A 16912-nucleotide genomic window follows, 5' to 3' on the forward strand; every position below is an offset into this window, starting at 1 on the left:
CAACCAAGAGAGCGCAAGGCGAAACATTTAGGAGACAATATGAAACTTAAAAATCCTGAATTATTTCAGCAAGCCAATTATTGGAATGGCCAATGGCGCCAATCCTCCACAGGAGAGGTAATTGAGGTCGACAACCCTTCAACCGGAAAAATTATTGGTCAGGTCCCTTCCGTGAATCGCGCGGAAGTCGCAGACGCAATCGATGTGGCCGAGCGCGCTTTTCAATCCTGGCGGCAAGAACCCGCGCACACGCGCGCTAAAGTGCTGCGCAAATGGGGCGATTTATTGCTGACACATGTGGATGATCTCGCAGAAATTCTCACTACAGAGCAGGGCAAGCCTCTCGCAGAAGCAAAAGGCGAGGTGCGCTACGCCGCGTCCTATTTGCACTGGTTTGCCGAAGAAGCGCCGCGCAATTACGGCGATACAATTCCCGCTCCCAAAACCTCGCAAAAAATCATCGTACAAAAACAACCCGTAGGTGTATGCGGTTGTATAACGCCGTGGAATTTCCCTATCGCGATGCTCGCACGCAAAGTCGCCGCTGCACTCGCAGCGGGTTGTACGGTAGTGGCAAAACCGGCAGAGGCGACGCCTTTTTCCGCTTTGGCTTTGGCCTACCTCGGTGAATGCGCTGGTGTGCCTGGGGGTGTTTTTAATATTGTTACCGGCGATTCCGCCATGATTGGCGATGAATTTACCGAAAATCCCAAAATCCGCAAAATCAGCTTTACCGGCTCCACTCGGGTTGGTCGTTTATTGCAGGAAAAAAGCGGGCGCAATTTAATCAAATTATCCTTGGAGCTCGGCGGCAATGCGCCTTTGATTGTGTTTGATGATGCGGATTTGGATTTGGCTGTTAAAGGCACCATTGCCGCGAAATTTCGCAATGCGGGGCAGACCTGCGTGTGCGTCAACCGCTTATTTGTCCAGCGGTCGATTTACGATGAATTTATAAAAAAATTAAAAGTTGCTGTGGAAGCTTTGGTGGTGGGAGATGGTCACGACGAAGGTGTCACCATCGGCCCTCTGATTCATCAAAAAGCCGTGGAAAAATTTCAAAAACATTTTGATGATGCGGTAGCGCAGGGCGCGCGAGTCATTTGCGGAGACGGAAAAGCCAACGGCAATTTCGTCAAGCCTGTATTAATGACCGATGGCAAACCGTCGATGATGTTTTGCCAGGAAGAAACCTTCGCGCCTTTGTTGGTGGCTGTCCCCTTTGATACTGAGGAAGAGGCCATTCAACTCGCCAATGATACACCCTACGGACTGGCCTCCTATTTTTACTCCAATAATATTTCCCGCGTAATGCGTGTAACCGACGCGCTGGAAAGCGGCATGGTCGGCGTCAACGAAACCGCCATCTCCAACGCCACAGCTCCTTTTGGGGGTGTTAAGTGGTCTGGGTATGGCAGGGAAGGGTCGAAGTATGGGATGGATGAATATTTACAGGTTAAGTACGTGTTGTTGGGTGGTTAGGCAAATAAACGATCGTCAAGTCGTTTGGTTTAATCTGTTGACGCATTAAATATCCTTTTTATGACGTTCGTCGGTCGAATATATTTTTGGTCGACCAATTTACTCTTGTCCCAACAAATTCTTATTCCCTGTCTACACTTGTTTTTGCAGATCGCTCGGCTGCGCTTTATCGGCGTTCTGCAAAAGGTCTCGGTTGACGGTTCTACCGGGACAAACTAAACCCAAACAGGAATTTAAGATGATAAGAAAAATTACAATCTCTGTTTTAGCTGCTCTATCTTTATCCGCATGTAATCAAATTCCCCGGGATGCGAGTGGGACGGAAAAGCCTAGTGTATTGGTGGGGTCGTCTATAAATTGGTCAACTTGCACGGGCGCATATCCCAGTTATTTTCAGGATCCTGCGTTTACCAACACCGGCATGTGGGAAAATCAGGCGATCATTAATCAGCCACCTGCTGGTTGGACAGGGCCTGTATTTAAGTTGAGTGATGCTTATAGCAGAGCTGTGCCAGAGAGCAATTATCCTTGGGAAAAATTTAATCCCTTTGATCAAAAATTAAGCTCGCAGCAAAAGATCGATCAGACCGAAAAATATATTTGGTCTGTAATGAATTACATTCAGGAAGGCAATATAGGTAATTCTGATATCAGCAAGGATTGGCAGTTGTGTAATAACACAGCGCGTCAGTGGTTCCATATTCCATATCAAACCTACGAACCGCTGAGCGGCCGCGAATATGTTCACGGTTTGACTCGCGAAGCGCCGGTTACCTTTACTATCGACGGAAATAAACAAATCAATACTACGGTTTGGGCGGTTGGTTTCTATAACCCTGCAGCCGCGAAAAGTATTTCCGCAATCTGGACTGGTGCACCAGATCCGCAAATTCCTGCACAAAACTTCAGTTTTAACGAAGGCAGTGTAATTGGTAAGTTGTTATTTACTACAGCTACGCCCGACCAGATGCCATTTTTGAAAAACGTACCTTCCTGGAAAGCGAATATTAGCGATCCGCAATATTGCAAATGTGAAGGGAAAAATGGCAACGCCTGCACATTTGAAGAAGAAACCAAACAATGTCCTCGCCAAGTGCGCGATGTCTATCTCATGCAATTTGATATTGCGGTGAAAGACAAGCGTTCACCCATTGGTTGGGCCTACGGAACCTTTGTTGCTGACGGTGAAAGAAAAGCTACGGAAAAAAACCCCTGGAACCGTATTTCGCCCTTGGGATTAATGTGGGGCAATGACACTCCGCCGCTTGGAACCGGGGCGATCAAATATCCTGCGAACAGCCATGCAGACTTGAAAGAGAGCGTGATTTTCTGGGACGTCGCAGACATGTTGAATCAAAAAACCAATGCCGGTCATCTGGGTTGTAACAGCCGGTTGAATGGACCTGCGGATAATGCGAAGAGCAGCTGCTTGTCATGTCACCAGACCGCGTCCGTGCCAGATAAAAACAACAAAACGCCAGCGATTTTGTATCAGTTCGGCGGATTTGGTAACAACAATGGCCAGTGTTTAACAGGTAGTGACCCGCTTAATTTGGCTATTGACCAGGTTTATTTTAAGAACTTTAGTTGCGCCGAATCTTTTACCGGTCCCACTGCCATAGTGCCACCTCCGGTTTATGCTGGCGGTCAAAAGCAATGGATATCCACTGACTTCTCGCTGCAAGTTTCCATCAGCTTGACGCAATGGCAAGAATGGAACGAGGACAAAAAGAAAGGCTTAAAACTTCGAGTGTTTGATGGAGTGTTGCCGAACCGTGGCGAATAAGCTCAATAAGATAGCGCTACAATAAAAATACAAGAAGCAGCATGCGTAAATTACGAATGCTGCTTTTTTTAATAATTTTTATCGACTGTATCCCTTCTTGGGTTCCTGTATTTCGCCGTTTTTGATGATTTTGATATGCGCGCGCAGCCACTCGGCGAATTCGGCTTCGGTGACGGAGCCTTCAGCAAGCCCGATATATTGTGGATAGAGCTCTAAATCATCCGCCGTCAGAATGCCGCCGTTTAGCTCAATAAATACCTCGGATACGACAGCGGCTGTGCGCTTATTCCCATCAACAAACGGATGGTTGCGTGCTATCCCAAAAGCCAAGCTTGCAGCCAGGTCTGCCAGGTCCGGTGGCGGTTCACCATAGGCATACAGTTGTTGTGGACGAGCGAGCGCAGAATCCAAAAGTCCTTCATCGCGCACACCATTGCCGCCGCCATGCTCCGAGAGCTGGCGGTCATGTATTGCTAAGGAAAGCTTCTTGCTAATCCAAACAATCATGTTCCACCTCTACTGAGCTAACTTGTGCAACAAATTGCGTCGTTTATGCATGACCTTCTCCGCCACCTCCATCTGCTCTGCCAGAGTAGGGTCGTATACGGTCAGTTTGATGCCGTCCGGGGTTTCCAGCAGATAGAGTTCATCGCCTTTATCCAGGCGCAGGCGCGACAAGACTTCTTTGGGCAGTATGACGCCTGCGGAATTGCCAATAGATGTGATCTTGAGTTTCATAAGACACCTGCCTGTTGTGTTATAACGTTTGGTATAACGAGGGAGTTTAGCACCGGGATCGGGTTTAGGGGAAACTCTTTGGATTAAGGAAGCATAAAAAAGCCCGGAGAGTTCCGGGCGGATGGGAGAGCAGGGAGGGAAGAATTGGAGGGAGGACAGTTCGTTAAGGACGCGCTTCCAGAATGATGTTGAAGGGAGTTTCCGCAGCGCGGCGTACATGCTTGAAGCCGGCGTCGCGCAACACCGCACCCAGCCGTTGCTCCCCGGCCTGTGCGCCCAATGCCAGCCCCACTTCTTCGGACAGAGAGTGAGCGCAACAAAGCGCAGTGGAGGCGGAATAGTAGATACGCCCAACCGGGTTGAGGTTTTCTTCCACTTTGTCATTGGCGAAGGGTTCCACCAGCATCAAAGTGCCATCCTGCGCCAGGATCTGACGGGCGCGGGCGGCAGCTCCAATGGGGTCGCCCAGGTCGTGCAAACAATCGAAGAAACAGACGAGGTCGAATTGCAGATCCGGCACTTCCTTGCCTGACGTCACATGGAATTCGACTCGGTTCGTCAGCCCTTCGGCCTCCGCATTGGCGCGGGCGGCTGCGATGGATTCTTCATGGGTATCAAAGCCATAGAATTTCGCATTGGGAAATGCCTTCGCCATAATCAAGGTGGAGTGGCCATAGCCGCAGCCGATATCCGCAACTTTCCCGCCTTGTTGCAGTTTTTCGCAAACACCTTCCAAACTGGGCAACCAGTTTTGCACCAGGTTGGCGGCGTAACCGCTGCGAAAAAATGCCGCTACACCGCAGAACAGCCGCCCATTGTGGGCACCCCAGGGAATTCCCGCGCCGTTTTTAAATGCGTGCAGAATTTTGTCTTCGTCGAACCACATGGAAGCTGACACTTCCAAAGCGGGCGGAAAAAAGCAGGGGCCATTTTCGTCAGCTAGCACAAGTGCTTGTTCGGGTGGCAAATAATATTGTTGTGTTGCCGGCAGGTACTCCACATATCCGCCAGCCGCCTGACTGTTAAGCCATTCCCGCGTATAACGTTCGTGACATTGGGTTCGTTTGGCGAGTTCTTGTGAAGTGATGGGGCCAGCGCCAGTCATGGCGCGATACAAGCCGAGCTTGTGGCCGAGATTTGTCATAAAACCTGCAGAACAGGCGGCGAGATCGCCAGCGATTTGATGCAGAAATCCATGTAGTTTTTGTTCATCGATCTGTCCGTGATTTACAGTTGTCTGGTGTGCCATTGGTGCCTCCAAAGTGCAAAAAAAGTCCGTGCAAATATTTGCGAAACTCACCGGCTCATGTCTGATTATTTGCAATAAAAAGTCATGCGGTGAGGGTTTCAGCTTAAGTGTGGTGTCGGATAGGAGTAAGATCGGGATCTGCCAAAACCGGGTGAAAAAAGCCATTCACATGTAAAAATTCGTAAAAGCCCGGTATCTAAAATGCGAGGTAAGAAGGAACTATGCAGTCGCTCAAAACCGATATTCGCGTCGGCCTTGTGGTGTTGCCCGAGGCCGGTGCATCAACCGTCGTCAGTCTGTACGACATATTTAATATGGCTCATTTGGTAGCGCCTAGCGACGTACGCTTTGTGCCCTATCTGGTGGGAGAAAGTGGCGGCTCGGTCATGACCGTCAGCAATATTTCGCTAGAAACCAAAGCTATTTCCGAAATTAAACCGCCGCACGTCATTATTATTCCGTCGCTTTTGCTTCCTGAAGATCACTGGCCATTAGGAAAACATCAAACACTCATTGACTGGTTGCGCGCGTCTTATGAAGCGGGAAGTATTTTGTGTTCCGCATGCACCGGTGTATTTCCGTTATTGGAAACGGGATTATTCGATGATGAAGTGGTGACATGTCATTGGATTTACGCCTCCAGTCTGCGCCGCACTTATCCCAAAATAAAACTTTGCATCGACAAAACTTTGGTTGTCACGGGGCAGAATCAAAATCTCATAATGTCCGGTGCTTCCGGCTCCTGGCAGGATTTGGTTCTCTATTTGATCGAGCGATTTAGTGGTCCCGCGACTGCGAATGCGGTAGCAAAATTTTTTCTTTTAACTCGCCATCCGGATGGGCAGGCCGCATACATCACCTTTACGGAAGACACCAGTCATGGCGACGCGGAAATCGCACGCATCCAAGCGTGGTTGAGTGATCGCTGGCGCGAGATGGAATCGGTGGAGCAATTGGCGCAGGTGGCTCAGATGAGCGAGCGCACCTTCAAACGCCGTTTCAAACTAGCCACCGGTTACACCCCAAAGGATTATTTGCAACACCTGCGTGTGGAAAACGCCAAACAATTTTTGGAAACCTCCGCTATGCCTGTTGATGAAATCGCCGCGGCGGTTGGTTACCAGGAGCCGGCGTTTTTCCGCGCCCTGTTTAAGCGCATTACAGGGCTTACTCCCAGCGCCTATCGCGCAAAATTCCGCAGCAGTTCGTTAGAAGTTGCCTCTTAATTAGATCTCAGTGATCCACTGGCGGATATCACTCAATAGATAACAAATCAATTATTTTGGCGGCGAATTTTTGTGTATCGGTGCGCCAAGAATATTTCAAGTGTGCGACCTGGTTGGGTTAAATCAGCGAAAAATTGCAGTAAACTTCGCGAACTTTTTTGTAGGAAGAGCGAGCTGAACGTTAGCTTCTCTCAATTGAGACGATTCTTAGTAGTACGTTGCCATTAGGACTTTATATATGCTTCCAAACTTTTCGCTGAAAAACTCTCCGCGCAGCTGCTTAAAAATATTAGGTTTTGCCAGCCTTGCTTTAATACTTTCGGCTTGTGGCGGCAATGGCGGAAGCTCCAGCAGTAATTCATCGTCCAGTTCTTCTTCGAGTTCTAGTTCTTCATCAAGCTCGTCTTCCAGCTCAAGCTCCTCGTCAAGTTCCAGCTCTTCTTCGAGCTCAAGTTCGTCGTCCAGTTCTGGCGATGTAAGCCAGGTATTGCCGTCGGAAAATCACTACTACGCTAAACGCGCATCAACTGCACCTGTGATTGATGGTGAGATTGATGCGGTATGGAACGATGCGCCTTGGATGGAAATGACCGTTGCCTGGACCGGTTTTGAAAACCTGAAACAACCGAGCGGCCCGCAAGATTTCAGCGGCAAATACAAAGCGATGTGGACTCCAGAGCATCTGTATTTGCTGTTTGATATCACCGACGATGTCATCAATACCAGCGGCCAGTACTGGCAGCAGGACACGGTGGAAATTTTTATCGACGAAGATAAAAGCGGTGGTCAGCACAATTACAGCCACAATGCCTTTGCCTATCACATCAGCCACAACCTGGAAGTCGTCGATAACGGCGGTGATCCGGCCCTGATCGCGAGCCACATCAACGCCAAGATCAAAAGCCAAGGTACACGCCATATCTGGGAAATCCGCATAGAGATTTACGCTGACCACAACGGTTACGTTAAGAACGAGCAGGACGCGGCTCGTGTGACGCTGACCGCTGGCAAGATCATGGGCTTTACGCCAAGTTACATCGACAACGACGGCAACGGTACCCGTGAGCACTTTATGAGTTCCGTCAATACGCCAGGGCATCAAAGCAACCAGGGCTACTTGAACGCGGACTCCTTCGGCACCCTGGAACTGGTCGAATAACCTCCCACTCCCTCGTAACACTGCCCTATGTCACGGCGATATAGGGCAGTGTTGTAGAATCGGCTCTTTGCTATTTACCGCTTAGAGCCATGTCGCAACACCCTCCGTCATCTCAATCCCGCCCGCGACGTATCGCCCATTTGGATATGGATGCGTTTTTTGCGTCGGTTGAGTTATTGCGCTACCCGGAATTGCGCGGCATGCCGGTGGTGGTAGGTGGGCGGTCGATACACAAGCCGGTGGAGCAGCCGGACGGTACGCGGGTATTTTCCCGTCTGCGCGATTATGTCGGTCGCGGCGTTGTGACCACATCCACTTATGAGGCAAGAGCGCTGGGTGTGTTTTCCGCCATGGGCACCATGAAGGCGGCTAAATTGGCTCCGGACGCGATTTTGTTGCCCGCCGATTTCGAAGCCTACCGCCATTACTCCTCACTATTTAAACAAGCTGTCGTGCGTATTGCTCCGGTTATTGAGGATCGCGGAATCGACGAAATTTATATCGATCTCACCGAACATCCGGAAACCGACACGCGCGAACTGGCAACGCAAATCAAAAAAGCGGTGCGCGATGCAACGCAGCTGACCTGCTCGATTTGTGTTGCCGAAAATAAATTGCTTGCGAAATTGGGCTCGGAATTGGACAAGCCGGACGGTTTGACGATTTTGACGCGCGCCGATATTCCAACGCGAATTTGGCCGCTGGCGGTCGGTAAAGTGAATGGCATAGGACCAAAATCCGCCGCTAAATTAAACGCTTTAAATATTCTGACGGTTGGCGATTTGGCGCGCGCGGATAAATTATTGCTGCGCGAACATTTCGGCCAAAACTATGCCGAATGGTTGCATGCCGCTGCGCATGGCGAAGATGACAGGCCGATTTCCACTGGTGGACAATCAAAATCCATCAGCCGCGAAACCACATTCGAGCGCGATTTGCATGCACGCCAGGATCGTGAACAGCTGACGCCAATTTTTACGCAACTGTGTCAGCGTTTATCGGCGGATTTAAAACGCAAAGGTTATTTGGCGCGTACCATTGGCATCAAACTGCGTTACACCGATTTTCGTCGCATTACACGCGACCTCACTTTGTCGACGCCAACGGATGATCCGGTTGTGATTCGCAAAACTGCAGGAGAATGTTTGCGCAGGGTGGATTTGGAACGAAAGTTTCGCTTGCTCGGGGTTAAAGCGAGCGGCTTAATCAAATCGGAAGATTGGAATAAACAGGAAGAGATAAGGGAGCAATATCAGCCCGATTTATTTGATGAAAATGGTGGCTCCGGAAGCCTTTAGCGAAAAGCATCACCTTAATTTTGAGAACTTCGTCCAAACTAATTCCGATTCAGTTCTCCTTCTTTGCAGGCAAACCTTGAGGAAGCCGCGTAATCGGCTTACCATCTGCACAATTTTCGACCGAACAGGCAGAGCGACCATGGAATTTCTCAACAAATCTTGCCAAAACTGTCACAAACCCATGAACGGTGGCGTCTATCGCGCCTCACATGTTTGCCCTCACTGCTTGTTCGAACATGAGGGTGGGAAAAAATCACGCAAGCGCTATAAAACTGCGTCTGCGGTTTCTTCCGTCAGCAATGACCAAGCCTATGCCGGTCAACCCGCTGACGAACATACCGATCAGCAATACGCCGCTGAGGCCTACGCTTCCAATGAATCCCAAGAGCTGGAAGATACAGAGAAGCGTCAAGCCATAGTGCGCGCAGTTCCCACTCCAGAGGCCTCTGCAGGCGTTTCTGAGACAGCCACCGAAGCTCCTCAGACACCCTCTGTCACCCTGACCACCAAACCCGCCACTGATCATTCCATCCTGGAAGACATGGGTGATGTCACTGCCGAATGTGTGCTGAATTTAAAAGTCACTCCGGATATGTTCATCGACGGCAAATTTGTCGGCACCAAGAGCGACAAAGTAAAAGCCGCATTGGAGCAGGGCAAAAAACACGTGCTGAACCAACTGCGTCAAAAAGCTCAGGAAAAAGGCGCCAACCTAGTAGCCAACATCACCATGAAAAACGCCGTTAAAAGTGCTGATGCCCAAAACGTCAAAATGCTGGTACAAGCCGCTGGTTTTGCCGTAGTGGCTGAGTTGGCTGGGGAAGTGGCTGAGGTTTAATCTCGGTTAGAGAACCGACAAGGTTGTTATGCCTAAACGCCCGATGGAAATCATCGGGCGTTTTTGTTTGATAACAAATATGCCCTCACCTCAACCCTCTCCCAGTGGGAGAGGGGGACTTAAGATCTGTCCAATGTGTTACCCAGTGGTCGGTTGTACTTCCTTGCTCATACCATAACTTGTGTAACCCATGTTCCCGGTTTGAGTTGTTACCTATGTTGCCGGTTTGCACACGGCCGTCCCCTCTCCCTCCGGGAGAGGGCTAGGGTGAGGGCTGTTGGAAAGTGGTGGTGTTTTATTAGGATGGGGCACAAAACAAAAAGGCCAACCATATCGGTTGGCCTTTTCGTTGCGAGAATTTTTCTCTTAATCGATTCGCGCGTGTAATCCCAAATAAGTACCCACAAAGCCTCCCGCTTTTTGCGTACTCAGGATTTTACCGTCGAGAGTTTTGCCAACAGGCTTCCATTTTTTGTCGCCATCCGCGCGGTAATAAAACGCAATTTTTCCTTCATCACCTTCCACTTTAAAATCCACATGGCTGCGGACTTTGGGGATTTCGATGATGTGGATCGCAGCTGGTGCGGATTGTTCGGCTTTTTCCAAAACTACGCGATATTTTGGTTTTTTACCCGGCACTTTTTGTGCGGCGATAAAATAATGTGCTTGTTCGCTTTGGAAAACCACAAGTCCAGCAGTCACATTCTCTTCCAGCGGAAGTGCCAAACGAGTGGACGCTTCATAAGTGTGGTGCTGCTGACGACGGCCAATAAATGCTGGCTGGACAGAATCTGCCATGCTCACCTTACGCGCTTTCAACAATACGCCTTTGCCATTTCCTAATTCATACGGGTTGCTATCGGAGGTGCGCAACACGTTCCATTCAAAGCCCAAAGCCGGTTTGCTGAAATCGTCAACCCATTTGAAATTGCCGGTCAAAGTAACGGCATTTTCTGTAGTAGGCAGGCCTTTGGGTTTTGGCAATTGATAAGGAATTTCCGTTTTTGCAGGCAAAATATGCGGCCAGCCGTCTTTCCAGGTAACGGGCAATAAAAAGGTCTCACGGCCGATATTGAAATAATCCTGGTCGTAATTGCGCGTGGCCAAAAATACCGCCCACCATTCGCCTGCAGAAGTTTGCACCATATCTGCGTGGCCAGCGGTAGCAATCGGATTTTTGCGCGCAGGGTCGAGATCGCGTTGAGTCAGGATCGGATTATTTTCGTAAGGAACAAAAGGCTCGGCCAGAGAACGGGTACGGAAAATGACTTCCGAATGCTGATCTGCCGTGCCGCCTTCGGCGCACATCAGGTAATACCAACCATTAATTTTGTAAATGTGTGGTGCTTCGATCCAAATGGGTTTTTTGGCGAGATCAGTTCCGCCATTAACCAATAATTTCGCGGAATTTTTCACGACTTTTTGTTGTTTAACGTCGTATTCCCACATCCAGATTGCGCGGTGGCCATCGTACAGAGGTTCACCCGGCGGTGGACCGTTATGAGTGATATAAACTTTGCCGTCGTCATCAAAAAACATCGACGGATCTATACCGTCAATTTCCGGCAGAAAAATCGGGTTCGACCAATCGCCCGCGGGGTCGGTGGCCGTCACAATAAAATTACCGCCGCCGTCCACATTAGTAGTGATCATGTAAAAAGTGCCGTTGTGGTAACGAATCGCCGGTGCAAATACACCGCGTGACACGCCCGCATCTTTGATATTGAGTTGTTCCGGGCGGTCCAATATGTAGCCCAGTGGCTGCCAATTCACCAAATCCGTACTTTTAAAAATCGGCACGCCGGGGAAATAGGCGAAAGAAGAGGTCACCATATAAAAGGCATCGCCCGCGCGGGTGATGCTGGGGTCGGGGTAAAATCCGGAAAAAATCGGATTCTGGAAATGACCCTCCGCCGGTTTTTTTTCATATACCGCATCTTTTCCCTGATATTCGAACCAAGCGAAGCGAGCAGTTGGATCACTCGCGAATGCATGACTGCATAGAAGAGTTAAAACAGTGCAAAAAAAAGCGGAAATTTTCATAAGTTATTAGCTCTTTGGGTAAATTTGCTTTCTTATTAAGTTAAAGCGCCCGCCATTCAAACCTCATATCCGCCTTTCGACAAGAGGGTTATGCCAGACGTGCTATTAAGCCGACGGGCACCCGCACAAATTTTAGGCAAAAGCTGATCAGGCTTATGCAACAAGCCCATCTCGTTTATGCACCAAAGCCATCTAGCGTATGGACCTCGTATTCGAATAGGGAAGGGCACGGCCCCTATGTGACCACATTGAACCGGGTGAAGGTTCCGTTAAACTAGCGGCTTTTCCTCAAGGACATCCACCAACACGAGGTTTCCATGCCTGAATTTGGCCTAAAACTGATTTACGCCCTGTTGATCTTCCTCGCTGCCTATACCTTGCAACGCCTGGCCCGCCGTGGCGCAAGGATGGTAAAGGCGCGTCATTGGCTGCCACCCACGGTAGCGGTGCTGATCGGCAACCTGGTGCGGTGGGGTATTTGGATCTGCGCGGTGCTGTTCGTGCTGGAGCTGTTCGGCATGCCGATCCGCGCGCTGTGGGCTGGGCTGTTATCGGTGGCGGTGTTGGTTGCCGTAGCTTTTGTGGCCTCCTGGAGCATCCTCGCCAATATTCTCAGTGCCGTGGTACTGCTCGCGTTTTCCCGCGCGCGCATCGGCGACATAGTGGAGCTGCGCGATACCAAACAGGACGAAGTCGGCATGCGCGGCAAAATCATCGACATCAATTTATTTTTCGTCACCATTCAAGAATTAAAACCCGAACTCTCTATTAGCGAAACTCCTCCCTTCACCCAAATTCCCAACCATTTATTTTTCTTCCGCGTCAGCCGCTGCTGGCGTGGCGAACATACCAAGCCGCTGAAGCAGGCTTTTAAAGAAGAAAAAGTTGTGGAATTACCAGAGGATAAAGCGGAAAGCAAATCTCCATAAAACCGAGTGCATTAAGAAAATATGTGGTTACAAAAAAGCCCGGCAATAACGCCGGGCTTTTTGCATTTACAGAACTCTATTTGATGCCAAAGCTTGGTCCCCCTCTTAAAACGAACCCCAACCTGGCACGAATATCGCTAACCTGTGACCTAAATGAGCTGAGCCCCGCGCGCGGCTCAGTCGCAGATGTGAGCTGTTGCGATTCCAAGAATAACGATCAGAATTCGGAACAGCCCAATGCCAAAAACGCCTATCCAACGGATTTTTATAGCTTTTTTCTCCCCAAAGGGGATTTCACCCGAGCCAACTCCAGCAATCGCTGCTAACCTCGCCATAAGTTTCTTCCTGAAAGATTTATAGGAGTCTGGCGCTTGGCACGCTTTCTACACACAGCCGATTGGCAAATTGGTCGACACTCATTATTAAGCTCGGGCCGCATGAGTACAGGCCGCTTTACAGAAGATGAAGCCGCACTTCTGGCGGAAGCGCGATTTACCGCGATTGAACGCATAGCCGCCGTGGGAATGGCGGAAAAAGTCGATGCGGTTTTGGTGGCGGGCGATTTATTCGACGCGCAAACCGTATCCGACAAAACCATTCGCCGCGCCTTTCAGGCGATGGCTTCATATATAGGCCTTTGGCTGGTAATTCCCGGCAATCACGACGCGGCCTTGTCAGAAAGCGTCTGGACGCGCGCTCAGCGCCTCGGCGCAATTCCGCAAAACGTCCAATTATTGCTGCAGCCAGAGCCAGTGTTATTTGCCGACAAAGGTTTTGCCGTACTGCCCGCACCACTTACACAACGGCAGACCTATCACGACCTGACCCAATGGTTTGAAAGCGACAGCGCGCAAACACCGCCACATTTACTGCGCATTGGCCTTGCTCACGGCAGTGTGGAAGGGCAATTGCCGGAATCCGCCGACTCATCCAATCCCATTTCCGCCGAACGCGCACACACCGCCAAATTGGATTATTTGGCCCTTGGCGACTGGCACGGCACCAAACAAATCAACTCGCGCACTTGGTACAGCGGCACGCCGGAGCAGGATCGATTTAAAGATAACGGCGCAGGCAACGTATTAATTGTCGATATAGAAAAGCCGGGCGCGGAGCCGCAGGTAAGCGTACATTCCATCGGCCAACATCAATGGGTCAAACGCGAATACACCCTCGCCGTGGATGCCGATTTGGATCACCTGCGCACCGAGCTTGGGCAAATTGCGGATAAATCCGTTATCGCTTTAACCATTCGCGGCCAAGTCAGCCTGCACAACCACCAACAATTAATGCAGATATTGGGCGACGCCGAAGCTCGCCACCGCAGCTTTCAATGCGATTTCAGCCAATTGCGTTTGCAACCGACGGCGGATGATATAGCCGCACTGCATGCGGACGGCTACGTGGGCGAAGTGATCGAAGAATTGCGGCAGCGGCAGGAGCAAGCCGATGGCGAAACCGCACACGAAGCGCTTGCCATTCTGGCGGACCTGTTGCGCCAGCAAAACGCGGAGGCATCCGCATGAAACTTACGCGCTTAACCGTCAACCAAATCCGTCAATTCCGTCAGCCGCTGACCATTAGCGATCTCACCGACGGTATTAATTTATTTGTCGGTCCCAACGAATCCGGCAAAAGCACCCTGGTGCGCGCCATTCGCGCTGCTTTTTTTGAGCGCTACACCTCCAACAGCGCAGAAGACTTGCGCCCCTGGGGCGATTCCTCCGCCGCGCCGGAAATCGAACTGGAATTTGAATGGCAACAGCAAAAATGGAAATTAAATAAACGCTTTCTCAATAAAAAACGCTGCGATCTGCAAATCAACCAACAACATTTGAGCGGCGCAGAGGCGGAAGACAAGCTCGCAGAATTATTAGGCTTTGAATTTTCCAGTCGCGGCGGCAGTAAACCAGAGCACTGGGGAATTCCCGGTCTATTGTGGGTGGAGCAGGGCAGCATTCAGGATATTCAAAAGTCCGTCGAGCACGCAGGCCAACACCTTAAAACCGCTTTAAGCAATACCCTGGGTGAAGTCACCAGCACCGCCGGCGATGCATTGATTGAGCAAGTGGAAAACGAACGCGCAATTCTGCTCACCAAAACCGGCAAGCCCACCGGTCAATACCAAAAAATTCTGCTGGACTGTGAGCAATATCAAATCCAACTCAAAGACTTGGACGAAAAAATCCAACGCTATCGCAGCGATGTCGACCGGCTCGGCCAGTTGCAGCGCCAACGCCAGGAGCACGACAGTCAAAAACCCTGGCTGGAATACTGCCAAAAAGCGGAGGAAGCCAAAAATGCACTCGCCACCGTGCAGGATATGCAGGCCAAACAGCAAAGCGACCTGCAATTACTGCAAAACTGCCAAAACAATTTAAACCTCTGTCTTGAGCAACTGCGCGACTTCAGACAAGGTGAAGAAAAACTCGCCCAGCGCGCGCAGGATAAAACCAAAGCAGCAAAAGCGCTGGAAGACTGCAAAGAACTGAGCGCACAAATCACCCAGCGCCTCCAGCAAGCGCAGGCGGATTATCAAAAAGCCAAAGATGCATTAAGCCGCGCGCGTTTAATCGACCGCAGACAAAACCTCCAGCGCGAGCACGACCAACTCAATGCGCAATTAAATGCCCAACTGGACAATCTGCAAAAAGCCCAACAACTGCAAAACGAGCTGCAGGCACTGCGTGCAAAGCTCCAAGCGCAAACCCTGGATGAAAAACTCCTCGCCAAACTCAAACAACTCCACAACGAACTGACTGAAATCCAAATTCGTCAGCAATCCCTCGCCACACGGTTGGAATACGATTTAGAAGCCGGCAAATCCATCACCATCAGCGGACAAGAGCCTATTCAAGGCAAAGGCGAACGCCTGTTATTGGAAGCAACCGATTTATTCATTCCCGGCATAGGCAAATTGCGCCTACTACCGGGCGGTACCGATATCAGAGAACTTGCCCGTAAACAAGAGCGCCTGCGGCTGGACTACACCAACCTGCTGCAAACACTCAAGGTGCAAAATTTGGAACAGGCGGAAAATCGCCTTGCCGAAAACAAACACCTCGCCCAGCAAATCACTCATCTGCAAGCTCAACTGCAAATGCTCGCACCCAAAGGCGTGGACGAGCTTAACGTTAGTGTACAGCTGATCAAACAGCGCGTTGCGAGCCTGCAAACTGAGCTGGAAAAATTTCCGGCAGAAGGCGGAGAACAAAGCGATTTTGCCAATGCAGACTTAAAAACCTGCGAAGCCCATCTGGAAGCTAAAGACGCAGAATTAAAAACCGCCGAACGCGCCCACCAACAACATCAAAGCGATTTGCTCGTGCTGCAAAACGCGTATGAAGCTGCCAATCTGGAATGGCAAAAGCAAAATAACGAACTGCAATCCCCCGAGCGCCAAGCCCGCGAGCGCGATGCGCTGGATCGACTCTCCAATTTAAACGCGGAAGAAGCAGAGCTGCATAAGCGTATTGACGAACGCAAACAGCAAATTGAAGCCGCTAATCCGGAAGCTTTACAAAAAGAAATCGAACGCTTGTCCAAATCTGCCGATGCCTTGGAAAAAGAGGCATTGCAGCGGGAAGGGGAAATTACTAGACTCAAAATTCACTTGGAGTCGATAGGTGCAGAAGGGGCAGAAGAAAAACGAGCCTCTATTCAGCAAGAATTAGAACGCCTGCAACGCCACCGCGACGAAATGCAAAACCGCGCTGCCGCCCTGGATTTATTACTAAATCTACTAAAACAAAAACGCCAGGAACTCACCCGTCAACTGCAAGCGCCTTTGCAAAAACACCTTAACCACTATCTGAAACTCCTATTTCCCGGCGCCACCCTAACCGTAGACGAAAACCTCCGCCCCCAAATCCTCACCCGCGAGCAGGAACACGGCGATGTTATTTCCCTAAGTTATGGAGCACGCGAACAAATAGGTCTTTTAAGCCGACTCGCCTACGCCGATTTGCTAAGAGAAGCAAGCCGACCTACGCTAATAATTTTGGATGATGCACTTGTTCACTGTGATGGTGAGCGGCTGGAGCAAATGAAGCGGATTCTGTTTGATGCGGTGGAGAGGCATCAGATTTTATTGTTCTCCTGCCATCCGGAGAGGTGGAGGGGGTTGGGGGTTGTGGGGAGGGGTGTGGTGTAGCACATAGCCTT

13 protein-coding genes are annotated in these 16912 nt (G+C 50.2%); 9 read left to right on the forward strand and 4 right to left on the reverse strand.

The genetic code is table 11. The features are described from left to right. Positions 1-39: 39 nt before the first annotated feature. Both DWB84_RS03245 and DWB84_RS03250 read left to right on the forward strand, forming a co-directional pair. A complete protein-coding gene (locus tag DWB84_RS03245; protein WP_187408304.1) occupies positions 40-1482 on the forward strand; it encodes an NAD-dependent succinate-semialdehyde dehydrogenase in 1443 nt (480 codons plus the stop codon). A gap of 340 nt (positions 1483-1822) precedes the next feature. Next, positions 1823-3268 (forward strand): hypothetical protein, encoded by a 1446-nt coding sequence (locus DWB84_RS03250; RefSeq protein ID WP_222867996.1) that lies wholly within the window; start codon positions 1823-1825, stop codon positions 3266-3268. A 78-nt stretch (positions 3269-3346) separates the two neighbouring features. Here the strand turns inward: DWB84_RS03250 and DWB84_RS03255 are convergent, their stop codons facing one another. The 3 genes from DWB84_RS03255 to DWB84_RS03265 form a co-directional block, all read right to left on the reverse strand. Continuing rightward, on the reverse strand, positions 3347-3775 hold the full coding sequence (locus DWB84_RS03255) for a type II toxin-antitoxin system death-on-curing family toxin (RefSeq protein WP_187408305.1): 429 nt from the start codon (positions 3773-3775) through the stop codon (positions 3347-3349). 9 nt (positions 3776-3784) lie between these two features. Beyond that, the gene (locus DWB84_RS03260) at positions 3785-4006 is read right to left on the reverse strand and encodes an AbrB/MazE/SpoVT family DNA-binding domain-containing protein (RefSeq protein WP_187408306.1); all 222 of its coding nucleotides are present in this window, start codon (positions 4004-4006) and stop codon (positions 3785-3787) included. 163 nt (positions 4007-4169) lie between these two features. After that, positions 4170-5255 carry a class I SAM-dependent methyltransferase gene (locus tag DWB84_RS03265; RefSeq protein ID WP_187408307.1) on the reverse strand — a complete coding sequence of 362 codons (1086 nt, stop codon included), beginning with the start codon at positions 5253-5255 and terminating at the stop codon, positions 4170-4172. A 221-nt stretch (positions 5256-5476) separates the two neighbouring features. Between DWB84_RS03265 and DWB84_RS03270 the strand changes: the two genes are divergently transcribed. The 4 genes from DWB84_RS03270 to DWB84_RS03285 all read left to right on the forward strand — a co-directional run bounded on the left by DWB84_RS03270 (position 5477) and on the right by DWB84_RS03285 (position 9776). After that, positions 5477-6481 carry a GlxA family transcriptional regulator gene (locus tag DWB84_RS03270; protein WP_187408308.1) on the forward strand — a complete coding sequence of 335 codons (1005 nt, stop codon included), beginning with the start codon at positions 5477-5479 and terminating at the stop codon, positions 6479-6481. A 238-nt stretch (positions 6482-6719) separates the two neighbouring features. Further along, a complete protein-coding gene (locus DWB84_RS03275) occupies positions 6720-7640 on the forward strand; it encodes a CBM9 family sugar-binding protein (protein WP_187408309.1) in 921 nt (306 codons plus the stop codon). Between the two features lie 89 nt (positions 7641-7729). Next, on the forward strand, positions 7730-8938 hold the full coding sequence (gene dinB / locus DWB84_RS03280) for a DNA polymerase IV (RefSeq protein ID WP_187408310.1): 1209 nt from the start codon (positions 7730-7732) through the stop codon (positions 8936-8938). A 139-nt stretch (positions 8939-9077) separates the two neighbouring features. Beyond that, complete coding sequence (locus DWB84_RS03285; protein ID WP_187408311.1) at positions 9078-9776, forward strand: heavy metal-binding domain-containing protein; 699 nt, start codon at positions 9078-9080, stop codon at positions 9774-9776. Between the two features lie 366 nt (positions 9777-10142). Here DWB84_RS03285 and DWB84_RS03290 read toward each other — a convergent pair whose 3' ends face one another. Further along, positions 10143-11819: a glycoside hydrolase family 43 protein gene (locus DWB84_RS03290; RefSeq protein WP_187408312.1), complete on the reverse strand. Its 1677-nt coding sequence runs from the start codon at positions 11817-11819 to the stop codon at positions 10143-10145. 317 nt (positions 11820-12136) lie between these two features. Between DWB84_RS03290 and DWB84_RS03295 the strand changes: the two genes are divergently transcribed. From DWB84_RS03295 to DWB84_RS03305, 3 genes are all read left to right on the forward strand, one after another. After that, positions 12137-12748, forward strand: coding sequence for a mechanosensitive ion channel domain-containing protein (locus DWB84_RS03295; protein ID WP_187408313.1), 612 nt, complete (start codon positions 12137-12139; stop codon positions 12746-12748). 371 nt (positions 12749-13119) lie between these two features. Beyond that, a complete protein-coding gene (locus DWB84_RS03300; RefSeq protein WP_187408314.1) occupies positions 13120-14274 on the forward strand; it encodes a DNA repair exonuclease in 1155 nt (384 codons plus the stop codon). Further along, positions 14271-16901, forward strand: a complete 2631-nt coding sequence (locus DWB84_RS03305) for an AAA family ATPase (RefSeq protein WP_187408315.1) — start codon at positions 14271-14273, stop codon at positions 16899-16901. Before DWB84_RS03300 ends, DWB84_RS03305 begins: the two co-directional genes overlap by 4 nt. Positions 16902-16912: the final 11 nt, after the last annotated feature.

Origin of the sequence: Saccharophagus sp. K07 (assembly GCF_014336955.1) — a bacterium.
Taxonomy (GTDB): Bacteria; Pseudomonadota; Gammaproteobacteria; order Pseudomonadales; family Cellvibrionaceae; genus UBA5868.

Excerpts from the sequence above, each read along its gene's own strand:
- DWB84_RS03285 (WP_187408311.1), top strand. The coding sequence starts at position 9,078 with ATGGAATTTCTCAACAAATCTTGCCAAAACTGTCACAAACCCATGAAC.
- DWB84_RS03255 (WP_187408305.1), bottom strand. The coding sequence starts at position 3,775 with ATGATTGTTTGGATTAGCAAGAAGCTTTCCTTAGCAATACATGACCGC.
- DWB84_RS03305 (WP_187408315.1), top strand. The coding sequence starts at position 14,271 with ATGAAACTTACGCGCTTAACCGTCAACCAAATCCGTCAATTCCGTCAG.
- DWB84_RS03275 (WP_187408309.1), top strand. The coding sequence starts at position 6,720 with ATGCTTCCAAACTTTTCGCTGAAAAACTCTCCGCGCAGCTGCTTAAAA.
- DWB84_RS03245 (WP_187408304.1), top strand. The coding sequence starts at position 40 with ATGAAACTTAAAAATCCTGAATTATTTCAGCAAGCCAATTATTGGAAT.
- DWB84_RS03265 (WP_187408307.1), bottom strand. The coding sequence starts at position 5,255 with ATGGCACACCAGACAACTGTAAATCACGGACAGATCGATGAACAAAAA.
- DWB84_RS03270 (WP_187408308.1), top strand. The coding sequence starts at position 5,477 with ATGCAGTCGCTCAAAACCGATATTCGCGTCGGCCTTGTGGTGTTGCCC.
- DWB84_RS03295 (WP_187408313.1), top strand. The coding sequence starts at position 12,137 with ATGCCTGAATTTGGCCTAAAACTGATTTACGCCCTGTTGATCTTCCTC.
- DWB84_RS03260 (WP_187408306.1), bottom strand. The coding sequence starts at position 4,006 with ATGAAACTCAAGATCACATCTATTGGCAATTCCGCAGGCGTCATACTG.
- DWB84_RS03290 (WP_187408312.1), bottom strand. The coding sequence starts at position 11,819 with ATGAAAATTTCCGCTTTTTTTTGCACTGTTTTAACTCTTCTATGCAGT.
- dinB (WP_187408310.1), top strand. The coding sequence starts at position 7,730 with ATGTCGCAACACCCTCCGTCATCTCAATCCCGCCCGCGACGTATCGCC.